This window comes from Nocardioides pinisoli (genome assembly GCF_024199985.1).
Classification (GTDB): Bacteria; Actinomycetota; Actinomycetes; order Propionibacteriales; family Nocardioidaceae; genus Nocardioides; species Nocardioides pinisoli.
This window is the reverse complement of the sequence record NZ_JANARS010000005.1, coordinates 77,552-93,233: the sequence shown is the minus strand read 5'-3', so window position 1 is coordinate 93,233 and position 15,682 is coordinate 77,552. Positions and strand designations below refer to the sequence as shown.

Genomic DNA, 15,682 nt, shown 5'->3' with positions numbered 1-15,682 from the left:
GCGCGGCAGCAGGCGGAGGAGACAGGGTGACCCAGGACGCGACGACACCGACGGGCGAGCCGGAGATCGAGCGGCTCCGCCGGGAGGTCGCCGAGGTCCGTCACGAGCTGCTCCTGAGCCGTGACCAGGTCATCGGCAGCGACGCCGAGGTCGGCCGCGTCAACCGTGACCTGACCCGGCTCGCCCAGGAGCTCCGGCTGACCACGCGCAAGCTCAGGCGCACGACGGCGCGCCGCGACGAGCTCCAGCAGCGTCTCGACCGCTCCCGTACGCGCCACGAGGAGCAGGTCAAGCGGCTGCGCAGCCGGGTCGCCCAGCTCGAGGCCGAGCTCGCGTCGGCGCAGACGTCGTTCCCGCGACGCGTCGCGCGCGCGGTGCGCCGGCGGCTGCGGTGAGCCCGGCGCGCGGCGGCGACGCCCCGCTCTTCTCCATCGTCACCCCGGTCTTCGACCCGCCGATCGAGGTGCTCGAGGAGACCATCGCCTCGGTGCTCGGCCAGGAGCACCGCGACTGGGAGTGGATCCTGGTCGACGACGCCTCCACGGACCCGCGTGTCGTCGCGACGATCACCCGCCACATGCTGGCCGACGAGCGGATCCGGCTGCTCGAGCGTGACGTCAACGGGCACATCGTGGCCGCCTCCAACGACGGCATCGAGGCGGCGCGTGGTGAGTTCGTCGTGCTGCTCGACCACGACGACCTGCTGACCTCCGACGCGCTCGAGGTCAACGCACGCTGGATCGCTGATCACGACGACGTCGACTACCTCTACTCCGACGAGGACAAGGTCGACGACCGCGGCCGCACCTACGGTCGCTTCGCCAAGCCCGACTGGTCCCCGGAGCGGCTCCGTGGCCAGATGTACACCTCGCACCTGTCCGTCATCCGCACGTCGGTGGTGCGCAAGGTCGGGGGCTTCCGCGAGGGCTACGACGGGTCGCAGGACCACGACCTGGCCCTGCGCGTGGGCGAGGTCGCCCGGCGGGTCGTGCACATCCCCGAGGTGCTCTACCACTGGCGGGCGGTGGCCGGCTCGGCCTCCGCGGCCATCGACGCCAAGCCCTACGCCACCGTCGCCGGCCAGCGCGCCGTGCAGGACCACCTCGACCGCACGGGTGTCGCGGGCCGTGTCGACCAGGGCGCCGAGCCCGGCCGCTACGTCATCCACCGCGAGCTCGACCCGGGTATCCGCGTGTCGGTGGTCATCCCGACGCTGGGTCAGTCCGACATCGTCTTCGGCCGCCGGCGGGTGATGGTCGTGGAGGCCGTGCGCTCGCTCCTGGCCCGCACCCGGCACCAGGACGTGGAGGTGGTCGTCGTGCACGACGCGCCCACCCCGCCCGAGGTGCTCGAGCAGCTGCGCGAGGTGGCCGGTGACCGTCTGGTGCTCGTGCCCTACGCCAAGCCCTTCAACTACAGCGAGAAGATGAACCTCGGTGCCGTCGCCGCCACCGGCGAGCGGCTGGTGCTCCTCAACGACGACGTCGAGGTGATCTCCGACCGCTGGCTGGAGAACCTCGTCGCGCCCCTCGACGACCCCCGGGTCGGGATGACCGGGGCCAAGCTCTACTTCGCCGACAGCACCGTCCAGCACGCCTGTCACGCCTACTGGGGCACGCACTACCGTCACCCGTTCCGGTTCTGGACGCGCGACGAGGCGGGGCCGTTCGGCGAGCTGGTGGTCAACCGCGAGGTCAGCGGCGTGACCGCAGCGTGCGCGGCGATGACGCGCGAGACCTACTTCGAGGTCGGCGGCTTCACCGAGACCCTGCCGGCCAACTTCAACGACGTCGACCTCTGCTACAAGGTCCGCCACGTCGGTCGCTCGATCGTCTGGGTGGCCAACTGCGAGCTGTTCCACTTCGAGTCGCGCACCCGCGAGGGCAAGGCGGAGGCGTGGGAGCGCTACGCCGTCGTACGACGCTGGGGGATCCCCGAGGAGGACCCGTTCACGCCGAGCGCAGTGGCGTCGCCGATGATCGATCCGCACCGGATCCTGCGCGAGCGGATCCGCGAGGCCGATCCGGGGCTGCGAGCGCCTGCCGCAGCACCGCCGCCGTGAACACGGCGAAGCCGATCGACGCGATGATCCACGTCGCAGTGGGGCCGGGACCGCTGGCCCACCACCACTCGGTGTCGTCCCCGAACCGCACGAACGAGACGTCGAGTCCGGTGACGTAGCGTCGGATCTGGATGTGCAGCGCCACCGAGTGCGCCAGGGTGAGCGTGGCGACGACGGTCCAGTAGACGGCGGGTGAGAGGCGTGCTGTCACACCTCGATGGTCGAGCAGGCACAGGCCGGTGAAGATCACGATCAACGGCAGCAGGTAGCGCGGCTGGACGCCCTGACCCACCAGCACACCTGATCGGACGAGCAGGTACATCGGCTGGACGAAGAGCGCGGCGCCCACCAACGCCAGCCCGACGACCTTGGCCGGAAAGAGCCGCCTGCTTCCCTGGAGCAGGAGCGGGAACCAGACGGCGATCGTCAGCATCGGGACGACAGGGGGAAAGGGGGTGTCCAGCCAGCCGGTGCGGCCGAGCGGACCGGAGCCGAAGATCCCGAGCCAGAGAGTGGGCAGCTGGGCGAGGTTCATCAGGACCAGCTGGCTCAAGGTCAGCGACTGGTCGAGCTGGCCGAAGCTGTCCGCGATGACGGCGCGGTGACCGGACTGGAGGAGGATCGTTCCCGCAAGAAGCAGGCAGGCCACCCCCACACCCGTGATCAGGGGGGCCGCCCTGAGGTGGCGTGCGCGAAGGATCAGCACGAGCACGATGCTCATCATCACGATCAGGCAGCCGTCGGCCCGTGAGCCCGCGCCCACGAACGATCCCACCAGTGCCAGTGCGGCCAGACCGTTGCGGCGCCACCCCGTCTCCTCGAAAGCGACGTAGAGCGCGGGCCACACGACCGCAGCCCCCAACACCGACCAGGAGCTGGGATTGGTCGAGGTGAGGATCGACATCGACAACGGCACCGCGGTCACGAGGAGCGGGAGCGTGGCGAGCGGGCGTCGAGGCCTCGGGAGCAGAACCGCAAGGGCCGCAACCAGGCCGACTGCGATCAGTGAGTTCACCAGGCGCATGGTGAGGACGGCTGCCGGCACGTCGCTCCCCACCAAGAGCGACAGCGCCGCGTAGAAGTACGGGGGATAAGCGCCTGCCCAGTTACCGTGGGCGGTGGCGACCGCAGGGGCATCGGACGTGAAGTCGTCCTGGCAGGAGGCGCTGATCGTGAAGTCGGTCGCGAAGCAGGACGCGGCACCTGAGGCGAGGTAGGGGAGCAGGCGTTGGTCCGGCTCCCCTTCGACGGGCGCGCACCGGTCGGCGTCGAGGCCCTGGGCGCACCAGATCGAGGCGAGGTGGTAGTCGTCGTCGGGTGAGGACGCGACCGGCGAGGCCAGCGACCATCCGGCGAGCGCCACGAAGGCGGCGAGGCAGGTGGCGAGCCACGCGGCAACGGTCCTGGCACTGGGACGCGAGGGCGTCCTCGTGGTCGCGGGCGTGGCCCCGTGGTTCCCCCTCGACATGAGGGCAGAGCCTAGCTGCCGGTGCGCTGCGATCCGCGGACGGGGTCAAGGGGCGGCGTCCCGGAAGGTCGTCGGGTCGCCCGCCAGGGGTGCCGTCGGACGTGGCTTGTGGCGCAGCGCCGGCCGCTCGATCAGTCGCCAGGACGCGATCGCGAGCAGCCAGACCACGGGCGTCGCGATGGCCATCACCAGCCACGGGTCGTCGACGCCCCACTGCACGAGCGCCTGCTGCACGGGGAACGCCCAGATGTAGACGCCGTAGGACGCGTCACCCCACCGCACGAGCACCTGGCCCACGGGAGGGACGGCGTAGGCGAACCAGTAGGACAGGTAGACGGCGGCCGGCGTCCACACCAGCACCCGCACCGCCTCCGGACCGAGGCCCGCCGCGATGCACGCCGGCACCAGGGCGAGGGCCACGGGCCAGGCGAGGACGAGCCGGTCGCGCCAGGTGTAGGCCGCGGCCCCGAGCGCGAAGGCCGACAGGACGTAGATCGCCCCCACGGCCTCCGAGGTGTGGGGCACCCACCAGGCCGCCCAGACCAGGCTCAGCCCCGCGAGCGTGGTGACCAGCCAACGGCGCCCCAGCAGTCCCGCCACACCCAGCAGGAAGAGGCAGAAGTAGGCGAAGACCTCGACCGGGAGGCTCCACAGCGGTCCGTTGACGCCGGGGTAGAGGTTGCCGTCGAAGACGCCGGGTAGCGGGGCGCCGAACGTGTAGAGCAGGGTGATCCGCACCGGGTAGATCCACGTCTCCCACGAGGAGAAGTAGGACGACAGGGACCGACTCGTCACGAGCGGTCCCAGGACGAACGCGGTCACGACCGCGAGCGTCGCCAAGGCGGGCAACAGACGCAGGGCGCGCTTGACCCAGAAGTCGCGGGGCGAGGGGTCGTGCTCCCAACTGCGGCGGATCAGCAGGCCGCTGACAGCGAAGAAGACCAGGACGCCGACGTTGCCCAGCGTGGTGCCGAACTGGTGCAGCGGCTCGTGACGCCCGACCAACGCGAACGAGTGCGACACGAGCACCGACCACGCCGCCACCAGGCGCAGCACGTCGAAGTTGTTCTCCCTGCTGCCGAGCCGGTCCGCCAGGCGTACCCCGCCGAGGCTGGGCCCGGAGTTCTTGACGAGAGGGGTCCGTGCAGACATGGGGCTGGACCGTAGCAACAGTCGGGGCTCGCAGTGGTTCCCGCGCACCGGCTCAGGGAGCGGGCGCGTCTACAGCGCTGGTGTAGGCCCGGATCTGCGCGAGGACCAGGCTATGCGGGTCCTCTCCGTCGACGGCCCGGACGTACCACTCCAACGAGCGGTCGATGGCGTCCTGCCACCCCCACACGTTGCCCCAGGTGAGGACCCGCTGTGCCTGCCCGGCGGCGAGCGTGAGGTCGTGGGTCTCCTCCATGACTGGATCCGGCTCGACCTCCCAGCGCACCGGCGTATCGGCGCCGCGGAGCCCGCCCCACTGCGTGGCGGCGTGCTCGACGAGCGCCTGCACGGGGACGGCTTGGGCGGGATCGGGCCCGAAGTTGAGGCTGCGCGGCACGTCGCGCCCGCGTGCCACGTCCTCTGTGTAGAGCAGGTAGCCCAGCAGCGGCTCGATGACATGCTGCCACGGGCGTACGGCCAGCGGCCGCCGCAGCACGAGCGTCTGGCCCGTCGACCACGCGCGGACGATGTCGGGGACGATCCGGTTGAGCGCGAAGTCACCGCCACCGATGACGTTCCCCGCCCGCGCAGTGACCACGCGGTCGGAAAGGCCGGGCCAGGACTGGGTGACGAGCTCGGCGGCGGCCTTGCTCGCAGAGTAAGGGTCCTTGCCGCCGAGGAAGTCGTCCTCGACGAACGGCGTGGGCTGACGGACGTCGTAGACCTTGTCGGTCGTCACCACGAGGGCGGCACGCACCCCGGGCAGCGACTCGACGAGCTCGAGCACGCGCACGGTCCCCATCACGTTGGTGCCGAAGGTGCCGGCGGGATCGCGGTAGCCCTCGCTGACCAGGGACTGCGCGGCGAGGTGGAGCACGACCTCGGGCTCGAAGGCGGCGGCACCGGTCAGCCACCCCGTGCCGGCGACGTCGTCGCGCACGTCGTGCACGCCCTCGAGTGCGAGCCTGTCCCACAAGGGGGTCTCGCCCGCCTCCGGCGGCAACGAGACGCCGTAGACCTCGGCGCCGAGATCTCGCAGCCAGCAGGTGAGCCAAGAGCCCTTGAAGCCTGTGTGACCGGTGACGAGGACGCGACGTCCGGACCAGAACTCCGGGTCGTGGGTGCGATGCATGTGTCCCCTCGTGCCTCGTGGCGGTCCTCGCGATGCGCGTCGCCGCGATTGAACCACACGGCGCCGCGTTCGGGACCGTGGTCCGGCTCTGGGTGCCGGAACGGTAGGCTGTCGTGGCCCGCGTCCCACCGCGCCCGACCATCACGAGGACCTCGAAGGAGCCACCGCCAGTGTCGGACCAGGCCCCTGCACCGGGATCGGTCCCACGGATGAGCCGGCGCACGACCCTCATGACGGGGACGGTCGTCGTGGCGATCGGCCTGGCCGTCACGGGCCTCGGCACCGTCGCGATGCTCAGCATCGCCGCACGGAGCCTGCCGAGCCCCGAGTACGCCGACTTCGTCGTGTGGTGGACGGTGGCCACGCTGCTCGGCACGAGCTTCGGCGTGTTCGAGGTCTACCTCGCCAGGCTCCTCATCTTCGAGCTCGCAGGCGGGCGCGACCCCGCCGCGGTGACGCGGGTGATGATCGGCCGTGCGACGGTGATGGCCGGCACGCTTGGTGTCGTGATCCTGGCCGCGGCCCCAGGCCTCGCTGCCGAGTTGTTCAGCGGCTCCCTAACGGCCGTGCTCCTGCTCTGGGTCTTCATGGTCCTGACGGCGCTGCAGTCGTTACAGCGCGGTGCCGCGACGGGTCGGCGCAACATGGTCGCCATCGCGACGCAGCTGTCCGCGGACGGCGTGGGACGAGCGGTGATCATCGGTGTCCTTGCGGCCCTGGGGATCGACTCCCTCTCCTCACTGGCACTGGGTTGCTGCATCTCGGTGGTGCTGAGCCTGGTCGCTGGTGGGCGGCTGGTCGGGCCTTGGCTGGCCGTGCCGGCACTTCGTGCGGCCGACGTGCCGTTGCGCCCGCTCGTGCTGCTGTTGATCGGGACCGCAGGCCCCCTGCTCGCCAACAACGGGTCGGTGCCGTGGCTGCGGTCGACAGACGCCGTCGGTCCACACGTCCTCGGTGCCTTCGCTGGTGCCGTCACGTTGAGCCGGATACCGACCCAGTTCTTCTCGGCCGTGATGAGCCCGCTGCTCGCGCACCTGTCCGACAGCGCCGACCGTGCCGACCAGGTGGCGTTCGAACGCGTACGCGCCAGGGCGCAGATCCTGACCGTCGCGGCCGGCGTCGCCTTCATCGTCGCCTTCGCCGTGGGCGGGCAGCTGCTGCTCGCCCTGTTCCTCGGGCCGGACTTCACCCTCCCGGTGGCCAACCTCGCCGTCCTCGCTGCCGCGAGCAGCGGCATGTTCATCGGCGTCGTGCAGCAGGCCGCCCTCGGGGCGCTCGGTCACTGGGACCGCATCGCGTGGGCCTGGGTGGGTGCGGCGGCGACCTTCGTCGCCGTGCTGTTGCTGCCAGGTGACCCGCTGTGGCTGGCGACGGCGGCGCCCCTGGCGGGGGTCATGACGGCCCTGGCGATCATGTGGGTGTTCGGCAGGAACGGCTGGCGCTCGCGCGCGAGGGTGCTTCCGCGGGTGCCCGGACCCTGAGGCCGCTCAGCGACGACGCAGGATGCCGTCCCGGAACTCGGTGACCAGGGCGCGGCGTCCCCATTCCTGTGCGCGGGTGAAGCCGTCGTGCGCCTCCAGGAAGGTGTTGACCGCCGTCATCGGGTTGTCGCCGCGGTCCCAGGGACGGCCCTGGTAGTGGCCCTCGGGGAACTCCTCGACGAGGGTGTCCGCCACGAGGACCATGCCGCCCGACGGGAGCAAGGGGGCCAGCGCCTCGAGCTCGCCGAGCACGTGGTCGTGGGTGTGGTTGCTGTCGAGGACCAGCACGACCCGCTCGGCGCCGTCGATGAAGTCACGCATCGCGTCGACCGCGTCGCCGGACGTCGAGTCCGCCTCGAGGAGGGTCACGCCGCCACCCAGCGGGTGCTCTGCGAGGGCGGTGGTGGTGTGGGGGAACAGCTTGTGGTCGATGCCGAGCACGGCCGGCTCGATGCCGCACATGCGCATGAGGCTGGCGTTGAGGAGCATGCTGCCGCCGCGGGCGACGCCCGTCTCCACGACGCGCTCGGGTCGGTAGCTCCAGAAGAGCTCCTGCAGCACCATGACGTCGTCGGGGATCCGGATGACCGGCACGCCCGCCCACTCCCACTGGTAGGTGTAGCTGTGGCGCTCCGCTGCGACCTGCAGGTCGACGGCCTGCTGGCGCAGCGCCTGGTCGTTGGCGAGGGACTCGCGCCACGCCCGACGCTGGTCGGCGAACTCGCTGCCGTCGGGGACGTAGTCGCCGTGCGAGGAACGGTCGGTGGTGTCAGCCATGGGTGAAGAACTCCTCGGTTCGGGTGGGCTCCCAGCCGACGGCGGCCAGGCGGGTGGTGTCGGCGACGTCGCCGGAGTGAGTCGGGGGGGTGTCCAGCTCGGCCTGGTCGGCCGACCACGGGGTGTCGAGGCGGGTCACGAGGTCTGCGACGGACCGCAACCTCCCCGACCCGATCGGCACCTCGCCGGTGAGTCCGTGGGTCACCGACGCCACGATCGCGCGTCCCACGTCGGAGGCGTGGACGAAGTCGTGGTGCTGGTGGGGACTGCGCAGGTGGAGGGTCTCGCCACGCTCGCGCGTGGTCACGGCGAGGTCAACGAGCGCGGGGCGCCGGCGTGCCTCGTCGAACACGTAGTAGGGACGCAGCCACCCGACGACCGATGCCTCGATGAGCGGGGCGAGGCGCGCCTTGAGCCCCGCCTTGCTGCGGGTGTAGGCGTCCGTGGCGTCGGTCGCGTCGTCGACCGCGGTGCCGGTCAGCCACACGGCGCTGCCGACTGAGCGCGCCGCCTCGACCAGCTCCAGAGTGGCCGTCAACCAGCGGTCGTTGTCGTCCGAGGTGCGGTAGTCGGCGTTGCCGCTCGCCGACCAGGCCAGGTGCACGACCTGTGCCGGCGTCGTACGGGCGACCAGGTCTGCCGCCGCCCCCGGGGCCAGCAGGTCGACGTCGGCGTGCCGGACCGGCATCGGCGTCGTGCCGGTGTCGGACCAGTGGTGCAGCACCCAGGTGCCGATCAGGCCCGAGGCGCCGGTGATCAGGGTGCCGGCGGCCACGCGTGCCCCTCGCGGTCCTTGGCCGAGATCCGGGTCGGCGGCAAGGGCCACTCGATCGCCACGATCGGGTCGTCCCAGCTCAGCGTCCGAGCGTGCTCGGGGGAGTGGTCGGCGCTGATGAGGTACGTCAGCCGGGTGTCGTCCTCCAGCGTCTGGTAGCCGTGGGCGATGCCGGCGGGCACGTGGAGGGCGACGTCGTCCGCCGACGACAGCTCGACGGCGATCCACTGACCGTAGGTCGGCTCGTCGGGACGGAGGTCGACGAGGACGTCGAGCAGGGAGCCGTCGGTGACCCACAACGTCTTCACCTCGGCCGACGGCGCGACCTGGTAGTGCATCCCGCGGATGGTCCCGGCGACCTCGTTGGTGGTGGTCACCACCTCGGCCAAGGTCGTGTCGAGCCCGTGGGCCCGGGCCTCCTCGGTCACCAGCACCTTGCGCAGGAACCCTCGTTCGTCGTGGTGACGAGCACCTCGGAGCAGCGCTGCGCCTCGGAGCCCGAGGTCCTCGATCACCCGATCTCCCGCATCTCGGGCACGGCGATCCACGACGTCGCGCCCGGGACGAGCTCGCCGACGAGGCGGCTGATCTCGGGCGCGATGTTCCACGGCAGGACGAGCACGTCGTCGGGCGCCGCGGCGGCGAGCTCGGTGGGGGCGGCCACGGGGACGTGGCTGCCGGGCAGGAACTTGCCCTGCTTGGCCTCGCTGCCGTCGACGACGAGCACCAGGTCGTCGTGCCGCACACCGGCCGCGTTCATCAGCGTGTTGCCCTTGGCCGCGGCGCCGTAGCCGGCGACCGTACGCCCGGCCGCGTGCCGCTCGTCGAGCCATGTCCGCAGCCCCTCGATCACCGCGCGGCTCCGGGCGGCGAAGTCGTCCCACAGGTCCGGCGTGAGCAGCCCGGCGGCCAGCTCCTCGGCGATGACCTCTGCCACGCTCGAGTGCGCCTCCCGCGTGCCGGTGCGGGTCAGCCAGTAGCGGTTCGAGCCGCCGTGGGTGGTCAGCTTCTCCACCCGGGTCAGCTCCAGCCCGGCGCCGGCGGTGGCGGCCGCGACGGCGTGCGCGGACAGGTAGCAGAAGTGCTCGTGGTAGATCGTGTCGAACTGGGTCTCGAGCATCTGCGTGACGAAGGACGGGTTCTCCACCGTCACGACCGTGTCGTCGTCGCACAGGTGGCTCAGGCCCGCGATGAAGTCCTGCAGGTCGGGCACGTGGGCCATGACGTTGTTGGCGGCGATCAGACGAGGGCGGCCGTAGGTCTCCGCGACCTGCTCGGCCACCTCGAGCCCGAAGAAGTCGTTGACGGTCTCCACGCCGCGACTGCGGGCTATCTCGGCCACCCTGCCGGCCGGCTCGATGCCCACCACCCGCATGCCGCTGTCGCGCATCTGGGTCAGCAGGTAGCCGTCGTTGCTCGCCACCTCCATCACCAGGTCGCCCTCAGACAGGCCGAGCTCCTCGGTCATGTGTCGCGTGTACTCCCCGGCGTGGGCGAGCCACGACGTGCTCACCGACGAGAGGTAGGGGTACTCGGCGCCGAAGATCCGGTCGGGAAGGACGTACTCGCCGATCTGGCCCAGGCCGCAGCTCGGGCACACCCGCAGGTGGAGGGGGAAGGTGGGGCTCGGCTCGTCGGTCGAGAGGGCCATCTCGTTCGAAAGCGGCTGCCGACCGAGGTCGAGGACCGACACGAGGCCGTCGGCACCGCATCCGCGGCACGTGTGGACCCCGCGCGGCGTCAGCTCGTCGCTCATCGGGTGCTCACCCACGGTGCCTGTCCTGACTCCCAGATCTTGTTGAGCTCGTCGCGTTCGCGGATGGTGTCCATGGGCATCCAGAAGCCCTCGTGCTGATAGGCGCCGAGGCGTCCCTGCTCGGCGAGCCGGCTGAGCGGTGCCGCCTCGAACGACGTCGCGTCGCCCTCGATGAGGTCCAGCACCTCGGGCTCGACCACGAAATAGCCGCCGTTGATCCAGTCGTGGGAGTCGCGAGGCTTCTCGCGGAAGTCCTCGACCAGGCCGTCGGCCAGCCCGAGCGAGCCGAACCGCGGCGGCGGGTGCACGGCGGTCACCGTCGCCAGCGCTCCCACCCGCTCGTGGTGGGCCACGACCGCCTCGACGGGTACGTCGGAGAGGCCGTCTCCATAGGTCAGCAGGAACCGCTCCGTGAGGATCGGCGCGAGGCGCTTGATGCGGCCGCCGGTCATGGAGTCCGCGCCGGTGTCGATCAGGGTCACCTTCCAGTCGACCTTGCTGCGGGAGAGGTACTCCACCGAGCCGGTCGCGAGGTCGACCGACATGTCGCAGGAGTGCATCAGCTGGTTGGCGAAGTACTCCTTGATCACGTATCCCTTGTAGCCGAGGGCCACCACGAAGTCCGTGTGCCCGTGGGCCGCGTAGTGCTGCATGATGTGCCAGAGGATCGGCCGGTCACCCACGGCGACCATCGGCTTGGGGATCGCGTGGGTCTCCTCGGCCAGACGGGTTCCCCGCCCCCCGGCCAGGATCACGGTCTTCACGATCAGCTCTTCTCCTCGTCCAGCGATGTCAGGCGACGACCCTAGCGAAGCGCGCGGGTCTCGCCCCGCCCGGCCGTCACGTCCGCGCGCCGCGGCGGCGTCGCCGGACGAGGTCACCGCCGACGAGGTAGAAGTCCCACGCGATGTGCTTGATCCAATAGCGGTGGACCAGGCACCGCACCAGCTCGCTGCGCGCCGCCCGCCTGACCTGGGGCTCGACGGCTGGTGCGCCGGCGTCGCGCCAGAGGCTCCGCCACAGCGTGGTCATCAGCCAGCGGCGTCGTTTGACCGTGGGATTGAGCGACTCGGCGGTGGCGTCAGCCGACTTCACGGGGTAGGTCCGGTACTCGACCAATGGCTCGTCCAGCACGACGAGGGGCCCCCGCAGCAGGAACCACCAGGTGAGCAGTACGTCCGCGCCGAACTCCGGCTGGAACATCGGTGAGTTCAGGAGCACGTCGCGCCGGTAGAGGCAGTAGACCTCCGTCCAGCGGCGCCGGTTGAGGAAGGACCGCAGCCTCGTCCGCGCGTCGGTCGAGGACAGCTCCGCATCACGCTGCACACCGAGCCGGGTGCCCTCGGGATCGATGAACTGGATCGCCGAGAGGCACGCCGGCGCCCCGGGATGGGCACGCAACGTCTCGAGGGTGCGTTCGACGAAACCCGGAGCCAGGCGGTCGTCCGCCCCGAGCCATGCGAAGTACTCGCCGGAGGCCTCCTCGACGGCCCGGTTGAAGTTCGCTACCGCTCCGAGGTTGGTCTGGCTGCGCCTGACGTTCTCCTCGCCCACCCGCGTCGACGCGATCTCCCACGTCCGATCGGTGGAGCAGTTGTCGAAGACGAGGACCTCATCGGGCGTCCGGGTCTGCTGCTGGACCGAGTCGAGCGCCTCGGCCACGTAGTCCTCGCCGTTGTAGACGGGTATCGCGATCGATACGGTGGCCCTGCCGTCCATGGTCTCCCTCGGTGTTCACGTGGTGTGCGTCAGCATCGCATCACCTGACATCGAAGGGACACCGCCCCTGCCGGTGCGCGTCGACTCGGCGGTCATGGACACTGGGACTCCATTGCCCCTCCTGGAAGGACCCTTGTGCGCCCCCTCGTCCTCGTCGACATGCTGTCCTACACAGGTACCAAGGGCGGTATGGAGACCTACACGCGCGAGCTCTACGGCCACCTCGGACGAATGGAGACCGGGCTGGACTTCGTGGCTCTCGCCAGCCTCGAAGGCGCTCGACTCGACCTCTCGTGGTTCCCCGGCGAGGTCATCGCGTCGCGCATCAGCGGCGAGAACCGTTTCATCTGGGCGTTCGGCGAGCTGGTCTCCTCCAGCTGGGTCGCAAGCCGCCGCAAGGCCGACCTCGTGCACTCGCCGGCGACGCTGGGGCCGATGTGGACGTCGATGCCGACCGTCATCACCATCCACGACATGCTCTACTGGAGCCACCCCGAGCTGATGACCACGCCGCTCTACACGCGACCGGTCATGTGGATGGAGCAGCGAGGGGCGGCCAACGCCGCCCACGTGATCACCGACAGCCAGGTGTCGGCCGCCGAGATCGTGAAGTACCTCGACTTCCCTCGGGACCGGCTTCACGTCGTGCCGCTGGCGGCGGGGCAGCCGGTGGACCGGGTCGCCGTCGACGGTCGCACCGAGAACCTGATCCTCGCCAGCGGACAGCGCCGTCCCCACAAGAACTGGGACCGCCTGATCCGTGCCCTCGCGCTCGTGGAGCAGGACGTCCGCCCACGGCTGGTGATCACAGGTGGTCGCGGGGAGGACCCGCTCGCCCCGGTCGTCGCCGAGGCCGGCCTGGCCGACTGGGTGGAGCTGCGTGGCTGGGTCGCCGACGACGAGCTGGCCGACCTGCGGTCCCGAGCCCGGGCGATGGCGTTCCCGACCCTCGCCGAGGGGTTCGGGCTGCCGATACTTGAGGCGATGGCCGAGGGTCTTCCGGTGCTTGCCTCGGACCTACCGGTGCTCCGCGAGGTGGGAGGCGACGCAGCCGTGTGGTTCGACCCGCTCGACCTCGAGTCGATCGCCAGTGCCATACGGCTGGCGGCCACCCGCCCCGACGAGCTGTCCGTGATGGCGGCTGCCGGACTGGAGAGGTCGCGTTCGTTCAGCTGGGAGCGCGTCGCGCGAGAGACCTTGGAGGTCTTCCACCGCGCCCTCGCGGGTCAAGGTTGAGCAGCTCCTCGCTCAACGGCCGAAGGCGTGGCGTAGTGCCTGGGCCAGGCCCGCGCGTCGCTGGCTCCGTGCGGCGTGGGGCAGCGCGGCAAGACCGTGCAGTCGAGACGTCCACCGCCAACCTGCGGCCCTCGCGGCCCGGGGCCAGCCGACCCGGTGCATCTGCTCGGCGGCATCGGCGAAGTATCGCCTGTCCTGGGTGAACCTGCTGCCGTCCGCCAGGGCCGTGCCCGACAGGCTGGTCGCATGGCGTCGGTAGGCGAAGGTGACCTCAGGATCCAGGAGGAGGGCTGCGCCGTCGGCCAGCATGTCGATCACCAACGCGAGGTCGAGGATGATCGGGAGGTCGCGCCGAAAGGCGAACCGCTGAACTCGCTCGGTGCGGAAGACCAACGAGGGCCAGTAGAGCCAGTTCCCGCGCAGCAGGCTCGCCGCCAGCGGCTCTCCCGTGAGGACGACGGGCGCGGAGACCCGTGGCCTCAGCCGCGCCTTGACCAGGTCGGCCAGCGTGGTGGCGGGCGTTCCGTCGTCGTCGATGACCCGGACCCCAGGCTGGATGATGTCGGCCTCCGGGTGCATCTGCACCAGCGCATGGGTGCGGGCCACGAAGCCGGGCTCGAGGAGGTCGTCGCACCCCATGAACATCATGAGCTCGCCTGAGGCGAGGTCGAGGCAGCGCTGGAAGTTGGCCTCGATGCCGAGGTTCGTCGCGTTGCGCTCGTAGCGGATGCGCGGATCGACTTCACGCGCGAAGTGCGTGGCGACATCCGGGTCGGGATAGCAGTCGTCGACGACCGTGACCACCCATGCGGGGTCGGTCTGCGCCTTGACGCTCTCGACGGTGGCGTAGAGCAGGTCGGGATCGCCCCAGAAGGGAATGAAGACTTCCAGCGGGCCCGGGGTCGCGTGGCTCACTCGCGCAACTCGTCGGGCGTCTCGCCGGAGCGGAGCGCGCCGCCGGGGTGACGGTGCCGGTCGATCTCGAGGCGGAGCAGGGCGATCTCCTCGGCGAGGGTGCGGGTGCGCTCCTCAAGGCGCCCGAGCTCGGAGCTGTGCTGGAGCGTCAGGACCATGATGACCATCGAGGCGCCGAAGAACAGCAGGTTGGCCGGGACGGCCAGGCCGATGGCGGCCGACGTCTTGATGAGGATGAGGGGGAACGCCGCGATGGTGATGATTGCCAACGCGACGAACGCCCAGATGAGCGCGTACTTCTCCCGCAGCCGGTGGCGACGCATCATCTCGAACAGGGCGAGCAGGATGATGACCGAGCCAGCGAGCCCCAGGATCGTCACGCCGCTCACGGTCGGACCTCCTGATGCTGAGGCGCTGCGCCGGGGTGGACGCCCGGGGGCAGCCCGCCCTCGACGTCCTCGGCCGTCGAGCCCTCCTCGAGCTGGGCTGGCCAGTCACGCACGAGGGCGAGGACCAGGGCGACGATCGCGCGGCACAGGTAGACCGCGGCCTTCACCGGCGAGTGGGAGGCACGACCCGCGACACGGGCTCGCATCGTCACCGGGACCTGGGTGATGGTGCACCCGGCGCGGGCCGCGATGACGAGGGACTCGACCGTGTCGCCGAGGTACTCAGCGGGGTAGTGGGTCGCGAAGACGGAGATGGCCCGGCGGTTGGAGACCCGGAAGCCGGACGTCACGTCCGTCAGGCGGGTGTGGGCCAGGCGGGAGAGCACCCGTGCGAGCAGGACCATGGCCCAGCGTCGTGGCCCCCGCACCTTGTAGGGGTCGTCGGGCGTGGCGAACCGCGCACCGATCACCACGTCGGCAGATCCGAGCTCGGTGAGCAGCCGCGCGAGGTAGCGCGGGTCGTGCTGGCCGTCGGCGTCGATCTGGACGGCGGCGTCGTAGCCGTTGCGGAGCGCGTAGCGGTAGCCGGTGCGCATGGCGCCGCCGACACCGAGGTTGAACGGGAGTGAGCAGACAGAGGCGCCGGCGGCCTGGGCGCGCTGCGCGGTGAGGTCGAGGGAGCCGTCGTCGATCACCAGGAGATCGGCATCGGGGACGCACTCGCGGATCTCGGCGATGGTCCCACCGATGGAGTCCTGCTCGTTCCACGCGGGCACGATGATGAGCACGCGCCTCCCAGACATGACCGCGATACTATCGCGGC

16 protein-coding genes are annotated in these 15,682 nt (G+C 70.7%); 4 read left to right on the top strand and 12 right to left on the bottom strand.

Annotated elements, in window-relative coordinates; translation table 11 throughout:
* Positions 1-26 precede the first annotated feature (26 nt).
* Together NCI01_RS12165 and NCI01_RS12160 are read left to right on the top strand one after the other, a co-directional pair.
* On the top strand, positions 27-395 hold the full coding sequence (locus tag NCI01_RS12165) for a coiled-coil domain-containing protein (RefSeq protein ID WP_254181757.1): 369 nt from the start codon (positions 27-29) through the stop codon (positions 393-395).
* The gene (locus NCI01_RS12160; protein WP_254181756.1) at positions 392-2,062 is read left to right on the top strand and encodes a glycosyltransferase family 2 protein; all 1,671 of its coding nucleotides are present in this window, start codon (positions 392-394) and stop codon (positions 2,060-2,062) included. The genes NCI01_RS12165 and NCI01_RS12160 overlap by 4 nt, the downstream gene beginning before the upstream one ends.
* On the opposite strand, the gene NCI01_RS12155 is transcribed toward NCI01_RS12160, so the two are convergent.
* From NCI01_RS12155 to rfbG, 3 genes are read right to left on the bottom strand one after another with little or no spacing between them, the layout of a single operon-like run.
* Positions 1,950-3,530, bottom strand: coding sequence for a DUF2142 domain-containing protein (locus NCI01_RS12155; protein WP_254181755.1), 1,581 nt, complete (start codon positions 3,528-3,530; stop codon positions 1,950-1,952). The genes NCI01_RS12160 and NCI01_RS12155 overlap by 113 nt on opposite strands.
* A 45-nt stretch (positions 3,531-3,575) precedes the next feature.
* Complete coding sequence (locus NCI01_RS12150) at positions 3,576-4,682, bottom strand: acyltransferase family protein (protein WP_254181754.1); 1,107 nt, start codon at positions 4,680-4,682, stop codon at positions 3,576-3,578.
* 52 nt (positions 4,683-4,734) lie between these two features.
* Positions 4,735-5,811: a CDP-glucose 4,6-dehydratase gene (gene rfbG / locus NCI01_RS12145; protein WP_254181753.1), complete on the bottom strand. Its 1,077-nt coding sequence runs from the start codon at positions 5,809-5,811 to the stop codon at positions 4,735-4,737.
* A 209-nt stretch (positions 5,812-6,020) separates the two neighbouring features.
* On the opposite strand from rfbG, the gene NCI01_RS12140 reads away from it, so the two are divergent.
* On the top strand, positions 6,021-7,292 hold the full coding sequence (locus tag NCI01_RS12140) for a lipopolysaccharide biosynthesis protein (protein ID WP_254181752.1): 1,272 nt from the start codon (positions 6,021-6,023) through the stop codon (positions 7,290-7,292).
* A 6-nt stretch (positions 7,293-7,298) separates the two neighbouring features.
* Here the strand turns inward: NCI01_RS12140 and NCI01_RS12135 are convergent, their stop codons facing one another.
* The 6 genes from NCI01_RS12135 to NCI01_RS12110 form a co-directional block, all read right to left on the bottom strand.
* Positions 7,299-8,069, bottom strand: coding sequence for a CmcI family methyltransferase (locus NCI01_RS12135; RefSeq protein WP_254181751.1), 771 nt, complete (start codon positions 8,067-8,069; stop codon positions 7,299-7,301).
* Positions 8,062-8,844: an NAD-dependent epimerase/dehydratase family protein gene (locus tag NCI01_RS12130; protein WP_254181750.1), complete on the bottom strand. Its 783-nt coding sequence runs from the start codon at positions 8,842-8,844 to the stop codon at positions 8,062-8,064. Before NCI01_RS12130 ends, NCI01_RS12135 begins: the two co-directional genes overlap by 8 nt.
* Positions 8,826-9,359 carry a dTDP-4-dehydrorhamnose 3,5-epimerase family protein gene (locus NCI01_RS12125; protein WP_254181749.1) on the bottom strand — a complete coding sequence of 178 codons (534 nt, stop codon included), beginning with the start codon at positions 9,357-9,359 and terminating at the stop codon, positions 8,826-8,828. Before NCI01_RS12125 ends, NCI01_RS12130 begins: the two co-directional genes overlap by 19 nt.
* Positions 9,356-10,615: a methyltransferase domain-containing protein gene (locus NCI01_RS12120; protein WP_254181748.1), complete on the bottom strand. Its 1,260-nt coding sequence runs from the start codon at positions 10,613-10,615 to the stop codon at positions 9,356-9,358. The genes NCI01_RS12125 and NCI01_RS12120 overlap by 4 nt, the downstream gene beginning before the upstream one ends.
* Positions 10,597-11,364 carry a glucose-1-phosphate cytidylyltransferase gene (gene rfbF / locus NCI01_RS12115; protein WP_254181747.1) on the bottom strand — a complete coding sequence of 256 codons (768 nt, stop codon included), beginning with the start codon at positions 11,362-11,364 and terminating at the stop codon, positions 10,597-10,599. Before rfbF ends, NCI01_RS12120 begins: the two co-directional genes overlap by 19 nt.
* A 76-nt stretch (positions 11,365-11,440) precedes the next feature.
* Entirely contained in the window at positions 11,441-12,319 is an 879-nt protein-coding gene (locus tag NCI01_RS12110; protein WP_254181746.1) for a glycosyltransferase family 2 protein, read from the bottom strand.
* A gap of 135 nt (positions 12,320-12,454) precedes the next feature.
* Here NCI01_RS12110 and NCI01_RS12105 point away from each other — a divergent pair, with 135 nt between their 5' ends.
* A complete protein-coding gene (locus NCI01_RS12105) occupies positions 12,455-13,555 on the top strand; it encodes a glycosyltransferase family 4 protein (protein ID WP_254181745.1) in 1,101 nt (366 codons plus the stop codon).
* A 12-nt stretch (positions 13,556-13,567) separates the two neighbouring features.
* Here the strand turns inward: NCI01_RS12105 and NCI01_RS12100 are convergent, their stop codons facing one another.
* Genes NCI01_RS12100 through NCI01_RS12090 form a run of 3 tightly spaced genes read right to left on the bottom strand, consistent with a single transcriptional unit; the run spans position 13,568 to position 15,662 of the window.
* Positions 13,568-14,470: a glycosyltransferase family 2 protein gene (locus NCI01_RS12100; RefSeq protein ID WP_254181744.1), complete on the bottom strand. Its 903-nt coding sequence runs from the start codon at positions 14,468-14,470 to the stop codon at positions 13,568-13,570.
* Positions 14,467-14,859: a DUF2304 domain-containing protein gene (locus NCI01_RS12095; protein ID WP_254181743.1), complete on the bottom strand. Its 393-nt coding sequence runs from the start codon at positions 14,857-14,859 to the stop codon at positions 14,467-14,469. The genes NCI01_RS12100 and NCI01_RS12095 overlap by 4 nt, the downstream gene beginning before the upstream one ends.
* A complete protein-coding gene (locus NCI01_RS12090) occupies positions 14,856-15,662 on the bottom strand; it encodes a glycosyltransferase family 2 protein (RefSeq protein ID WP_254181742.1) in 807 nt (268 codons plus the stop codon). The genes NCI01_RS12095 and NCI01_RS12090 overlap by 4 nt, the downstream gene beginning before the upstream one ends.
* Between the last annotated feature and the right edge of the window lie 20 nt (positions 15,663-15,682).